We start from the raw sequence: 4,089 nt of genomic DNA on the forward strand, positions 1-4,089 counted from the left end.
GTGCAGCATCATCCGTGCCGAGATATCAGCAATTGGACAGTTGCAAAAGGGGAGGTAGGCGAATAAAGAAAACGAGCGCTCGCTCGATTTTTGAGGTGATCACTGATGCCGTTCAACAATCTCAAGGGAAAATCCGCCCTCATCACCGGAGCCTCGGGCGGGCTAGGCCTGCATTTCGCCGAACTGCTCGCAAGCCAAGGTATTGCCGTCACGCTCGCCGCGCGCCGACGCGAGGCACTGAACGAAGCTTGCGCCAGCATCGCAGCTTCAGGCGGCCAAGCCAGCGCGATCCAGATGGACGTTACCGACAGCGCCTCGGTGGCGGCGGCACTGGCGGGCAAAAGCTTCGACATATTGATCAACAATGCCGGCATTTCAGGCGCAGCTCGCGCGCTTGACCTCGACGAGGCCGAATGGGATCGCGTGCTCGACACCAACTTAAAGGGTGTGTTTGTCGTTGCCCAGGCGGTGGCGCGCGGAATGAAAGCGTCCGGCCGGGGCGGGGCGATCGTCAACATCGCCTCGATCCTCGGCCACCGTGTCGCCGGCAATCTCAGCGCCTATGCTGCCTCCAAGGCAGGCGTGATCCAGCTGACCAAGGCTTTGGCACTCGAATGGGCGCGCGAGGGCATTCGCGTCAATTCACTGTGCCCCGGCTATATCGAGACTGACATCAACCGCGAGTTCTTTACCTCTGCTGCCGGACTTGACCTCATCAAGCGCATTCCGCAGCGCCGGCTCGGCCAGCCGGGAGAGCTCGACGGCGCGTTGCTTTTGCTCGCTTCCGCCGCCGGCAGCTACATCACCGGCTCGTCGATCGAGGTCGACGGCGGCCATCTCGTTTCATCATTGTGAGTGCCGTCATGAATTTCGACATCCCCGCCCGCGTTGAAGACTATCGCACCCGCATCGCCGATTTTGTGGCGCGCGAGATGCTGCCCGTGGAGGCCGACAAAGCGTCCTATGACGAGCATGGCAACATCGCCCTGCCGCTGCTCGAAACTCTTCGCGCCAAGGCAAGGGCCGCCGGCCTGTGGTGCCTCCAGCTCAAGCCGGAGACCGGTGGTGCTGGCCTCGGCAAGATGGGCATGGCGGTCTGCTACGAGGAGATGAACCGATCGATCTTCGGCCCGGTCGTCTTCAATTCGGCGGCGCCCGACGATGGCAACATGATGGTGCTGGAAGCGCTCGGAATGCCCGAGCAAAAGGAAAAATGGYTGAAGCCGATCGTCGAGGGCAAGGTGCGCTCAGCCTTCGCCATGACCGAGCCGCATCCCGGCGGCGGCTCAGACCCGTCGATGATCGCCACCCGTGCCGAGAAGCGCGGCGACAAATATGTCGTCACCGGCCGCAAATGGTTCATCACAGGCGCGGAAGACGCCAGCCACTTCATCCTGATCGCCCGGACCTCCGATGATCCGCGCAACGGACTGTCGGCGCTGATGTTCCACAAGGACCAGCCCGGCTGGCAGATCACGCGCCGCATCGAGATCATGGGCCCGGAGGAGCATGGCGGCCATTGCGAGCTGGAATTTGACGGGCTCGAAATTCCTGTCGAAAACCTGCTTGCCGGCGAGGGCAGGGGCATGAAGGTCACCCAGGTGCGGCTTGGGCCGGCACGCCTGACCCATTGCATGCGCTGGCTCGGCCTGTCCAAGCGCTGTGTCGAGATCGCGCGCGCCTATGCCGCCGAGCGCTACGGTTTCGGCGTCAGGCTCGCCGACCGCGAGAGCATCCAGCTCAAGCTCGGCGATCTCGCCATGCGCATCGAGATCGGCCGCATGCTGGTGATGAAGGCGGCGTGGGAGCTCGACCGCGGCAGCTTCGCCCGCAAGGAAGTGTCGATGGCTAAGGTGCAGGTCGCCAACGTGCTGCATGACGCCGCTGACGTGGCGATCCAGATCAACGGCGCGCGTGGCTATTCGAAGGACACGGTGCTCGAATGGATCTACCGTTATGCGCGCCAGGCGCGGCTGGTCGATGGTGCCGACGAAGTGCACAAGATGGTGCTGAACCGTTTCCTCAACGAAGAAGGCTCGGACTTCTGGCACTGGAATGTCGAAGGCGAGGCGAAGGCTTGATGGCTGGGGACGACAAGGTTCAGGGCAATGCGGACTTCGATCCGGCGGCGCTGGCAGACTTCCTCACAGGACGCTTCGGCGAGGGGAAGATGACGCTCGAACGAATTGGCGGCGGCCAGTCCAACCCGACCTATTTCGTCGATTTCGGTGCGCGCAGCATGGTGCTGCGCAAGAAGCCGGCCGGGCCGATCCTGCGCGGGGCACACGCCATCGACCGCGAATTCCGCGTGCTCGAAGCGCTGGCGCCAACCAATGTGCCGGTGCCGAAGCCGGTGCTATATCATGACGGCGACACGCCGCTTGGCACGCCGTTCTATCTGATGGAGCGGCTCGAAGGCCGCGTTTTCCATGACTGCTCGCTTCCGGGCATGTCGCCCGACGAGCGGCGCGGCATCTATCTCGGCATGGCCGAGGCGATGGCCAAGCTGCATGCTGTACGCCCGGAGGATGTTGGCCTTGGCGACTATGGCAAGCCGGGCAATTATTTCGAGCGCCAGATCGGTCGCTGGACAAGACAACTCAGGGAATCGCCGAGCGAACGAATCCCTGCACTGGAGGCTGTCGCAGACTGGCTGCCGCAGAACATGCCGGCGGACGATGGGCGCGTGTCGATCGCGCATGGCGATTTCCGGTTGGGCAATCTGCTGTTTCACCCTGAAAAACCCGAGGTGATCGGCATCCTCGATTGGGAACTGTCGACGCTCGGCCATCCGCTCGCCGATCTCGGCTTCTGCTCGATGACCTGGCATTCCTCGCCCAACGAATATGGCGGCATCCTTGGCCTCGACATTGCAGCGCTCGGCATTCCGAGCCAGCGTAAATTCCTTGACCATTATTTCGCCCATGCGGCCCCCACCGCACCGCTCGAACGCTTCCATCTGGTATTTTCGCTGTTTCGTTTTGCCGTGATCTTTGTCGGCATCGCTGACCGGGCGCGCGCCGGCAACGCGGCTGCGACCGATGCTGCCGATGTTGCGCCGCTGGCCGGTCGCTTTGCTGCGCGAGCTATGGAGATCATCGACGGCGCCCGACCCTGGTGAGGCGGCATTGAAACGAAAGAGCCCGCGATTTCGCGGGCTTTTTTGTACATTTGACTTGGCTATGTCCTACTGCACCAGCATTCCGGCTGGATCGAAGCCTGGTTTTACACGCCTGACAATGTCGGCGGTGATGCGTGCCGAGCCGGCTGACATGGTCCAGCCCATATGGCCATGGCCGACATTGAACACCATGTTGGCAAAGCGCCCGCCGCGTCCGAAGATCGGCGTGCCCTCGGGCGTCATCGGCCTGAGGCCTGCCCAATATTGCGGTCGGGCGTAGTCGGCGCCGTTGGGGAAAATGTCGCGAATGGCCGCCAGCATGTGGCGGAAATCCTCGGGCTTGTGCGAGCGGTCGAAGCCAGCGAATTCGGCGGTTGCCGTCACGCGCATGCGGTCGCCGAAGCGGGCATAGGCGACGAGATTGTCCTCATCGACGCCACCCACGGTGGGCGGAAGATTGGTGGCCTCGACCGGCATCGTCACCGAATAGCCCTTGATCGGATAGACCGGCAGCGACACCCCGAGCCGGCGGGCGAAATCGGGCGCGAACACGCCAAGGCAAAGCACGAATTCATCCGCAGCCACCGAGCCTTTGGAGGTGGTGACGCGGGCAATGCGGTCGCCGCTGGTCTCGAAACCCTTGACCTCGGTGTCGAACATGAACTTGACGCCGAGCTTTTCGGCACAATGACGAGCGAGATTCCGGGTGAAGACATGCGCATCGCCGCTGCCGTCGGATGGGCAGTAGACCGCACCGGCGAACTTGTCCGTCACCTTGGCCAGTGCCGGGTCGATGCGTGCAGCTTCATCGGGTGAGACGGCGCGCAGTTCCAGCCCTTCCTCAGACAGGATGCGTGTGTTGGCGGAACCCCGCGCGAAGGATTCAGGCTTGCGGTAGAGATAGAGCAGGCCTCCGTCGAGGCCGTGATAGTCGACGCCGGTATCCGCGACGATGCCTTGCAGGCGAT

The 4,089-nt window shown here is 62.9% G+C and carries 4 protein-coding genes; 3 read left to right on the top strand and 1 reads right to left on the bottom strand.

Annotated features, from left to right (window positions below):
- The first annotated feature begins 105 nt into the window (after positions 1-105).
- From AC1DUU_RS25255 to AC1DUU_RS25265, 3 genes are read left to right on the top strand one after another with little or no spacing between them, the layout of a single operon-like run.
- The gene (locus tag AC1DUU_RS25255) at positions 106-855 is read left to right on the top strand and encodes an SDR family NAD(P)-dependent oxidoreductase (RefSeq protein ID WP_476786115.1); all 750 of its coding nucleotides are present in this window, start codon (positions 106-108) and stop codon (positions 853-855) included.
- An 8-nt stretch (positions 856-863) separates the two neighbouring features.
- Positions 864-2,081: an acyl-CoA dehydrogenase family protein gene (locus tag AC1DUU_RS25260; protein ID WP_476786116.1), complete on the top strand. Its 1,218-nt coding sequence runs from the start codon at positions 864-866 to the stop codon at positions 2,079-2,081.
- Positions 2,081-3,121, top strand: a complete 1,041-nt coding sequence (locus AC1DUU_RS25265; protein ID WP_476786117.1) for a phosphotransferase family protein — start codon at positions 2,081-2,083, stop codon at positions 3,119-3,121. The genes AC1DUU_RS25260 and AC1DUU_RS25265 overlap by 1 nt, the downstream gene beginning before the upstream one ends.
- Before the next feature lie 66 nt (positions 3,122-3,187).
- On the opposite strand, the gene AC1DUU_RS25270 is transcribed toward AC1DUU_RS25265, so the two are convergent.
- Positions 3,188-4,089 (bottom strand): FAD-dependent oxidoreductase (locus AC1DUU_RS25270; protein ID WP_476786118.1); only part of this gene is annotated, 902 nt, incomplete at its 5' end.

The sequence above is a fragment of the Aminobacter sp. P4_H6_2 genome, from assembly GCF_056400805.1.

What these genes read in the sequence shown, in the direction of transcription:
- AC1DUU_RS25265 (WP_476786117.1), top strand. Translation starts at nt 2,081, where the DNA reads ATGGCTGGGGACGACAAGGTTCAGGGCAATGCGGACTTCGATCCGGCG.
- AC1DUU_RS25255 (WP_476786115.1), top strand. Translation starts at nt 106, where the DNA reads ATGCCGTTCAACAATCTCAAGGGAAAATCCGCCCTCATCACCGGAGCC.